The 1,855-nt window shown below is 43.3% G+C and carries 2 protein-coding genes; one reads left to right on the top strand and one right to left on the bottom strand.

Annotated features, from left to right (window positions below):
• Positions 1 to 19: 19 nt before the first annotated feature.
• Positions 20 to 598, top strand: coding sequence for a leucyl/phenylalanyl-tRNA--protein transferase (gene aat / locus H6S82_RS31385; protein WP_190465048.1), 579 nt, complete (start codon positions 20 to 22; stop codon positions 596 to 598).
• Here aat and H6S82_RS31380 read toward each other — a convergent pair.
• On the bottom strand, positions 595 to 1,431 hold the full coding sequence (locus H6S82_RS31380) for a DUF3598 family protein (RefSeq protein ID WP_190465047.1): 837 nt from the start codon (positions 1,429 to 1,431) through the stop codon (positions 595 to 597). The two genes, aat and H6S82_RS31380, sit on opposite strands and share 4 nt — an antisense overlap.
• Positions 1,432 to 1,855 lie beyond the last annotated feature (424 nt).

The raw sequence follows: 1,855 nt of genomic DNA, 5'->3' as shown, positions 1-1,855 counted from the left end.
TATTAAACCGGACTAATTTATGCAGATTGAGATCGATCGCATTATCGAAGGGTATGCCCAAGGTTATTTTTTAATGGCTGATGAAGAGGGTAAGAACTTGGGATGGTACTACAGTCGCAAGCGGGCTTTAATTCCCTTGGACGAGCGGTTTCGCTATCCCAAATCCTTGCAGCGCGTCCTCAACCAAGAACGCTTCTCTGTCGCTATTAATCGCGATTTTGCAGGAGTGCTTGCTGGGTGCGCCAACCGAGAAACCACCTGGATTTCCTCAGAACTGCAAGAAATATACTTGGCGCTGTATCGATCTGGTTGGGCTTACAGTTTTGAAACCTGGTGCAGAGATGAACTAGCCGGTGGAATCTTAGGTATTGTAATTGGGGGAGCATTTATTGGGGAATCGATGTTTTACCGGATTCCAGAAGGATCGAAAGTAGCAATGGTAAAATTGGTAGAACGATTGATATCCCGTCACTTCGTCTTATTTGATGCCCAAATGACCAACCCCCATTTGGAGCGATTTGGAGCTTATACGATCGCAGATAAAGAGTATCAAATCTTGCTGGAACAAGCTTTGAGTCGTCGCTGTTCTCTATATTAGTTTGCAACTGCAACTTTAAATTCTCTGACCAATGTAAGACTAACCCATTCTCCCTTATGACTGTAACTGCGAATCAATCGCTGACGGCGATCGGACTCAAACAACCAACCTACTTCCAGAAAAAAAGGTTGACCGACTTTAACTTGTTGGGGGCAAGTAGAAGAAGCACCATCGGGTAACAGCAAAACTTGCACGGGTTGAGAACTGCGCTCAAACAGAAGAATAGAACCATTAATACTCGCAGTAGATGAAATTACCTGATTACCAAAGGTTAGCTCTTGAACTAACTTACCATCATCATCTAGATAAAGTTGCAGTTTAGTGGTATATTTATCCGGCGAACGCCAGTCTGGATAAATCGTTACGGCTTCTCCCTGCCATTCCCCCAGTAATTCGATTAATGTTGTCGAATGGCCCTTTTGCCAGTCATCCGTACCGGCAAGTTTTTCTCGGATTAAAGTCAATTTATCGAGATGACCTTGCTTGTCAAACATCTGTACAAGGCGCAAACGTCTGCTAGAATCATCTATCAGCCCTAATTCTGCCCCAAACTCCGAAAATGGAGCCAGCTGAATCGATCCTTGAGAAAAAGCACCGTTGTCGAAAAAGAGAGTGCTTCGTCCCAGAGAACTGTATTCCAGAACTTGTTCCTTAACTTCTTGAGAGGGCAAGAAACGCCGAATAGTCTGACGAATAGTCCGATCGTCATTCAGTCCTTCTAGGGAAACTACAGTAGGAGTATCTTCCCACAATTCTCCCTGGGGCGAGAAACGGGTAAAAGAACCCTGCCACTCGCCCAAGTTTTGCAGTAAACATTCCCACTGCGATTTCATAAGCACCTCACATTGCACTTCCCTTACTTCAAGGTACAACTTGCTACAAACAACGTATAGTTCTTGGGGTGGCTTCTTTTCCACACTTAGGAACGTTTAATGTCAAAAATAGTCTCATTCATTAATGGCCTTCTCTTGCTGACAAGTTGAGAAAAGTGGTGCGTCGGCTGGCCATACTCTTCTAGAATAAAGCAATTGCAAAGTCTAAGTTGTTCCGGCTGCATCTATAATCTGGATAATATGCTGGCCTTGCAATCAGAACTCAAGTATAAAATTTTACTAAGCATCTACAAAATATCGGTGCGATCGCATAACTGCAAGTTAGGGTGAAAATCGATCCGGAATCCAAAATTAATTATCTGAAGAGTAGGATGGAATTCCAGAACTCGTAAAAATACAGCAAAATTATCGGAACAAGTGTAAT

This window comes from Planktothrix sp. FACHB-1355 (genome assembly GCF_014748295.1).
Lineage (GTDB): Bacteria > Cyanobacteriota > Cyanobacteriia > Cyanobacteriales > Aerosakkonemataceae > Aerosakkonema > Aerosakkonema funiforme_A.
The sequence above is the reverse complement of the archived record's forward strand: the minus strand, read 5'-3'. Positions and strand labels throughout refer to the sequence as shown.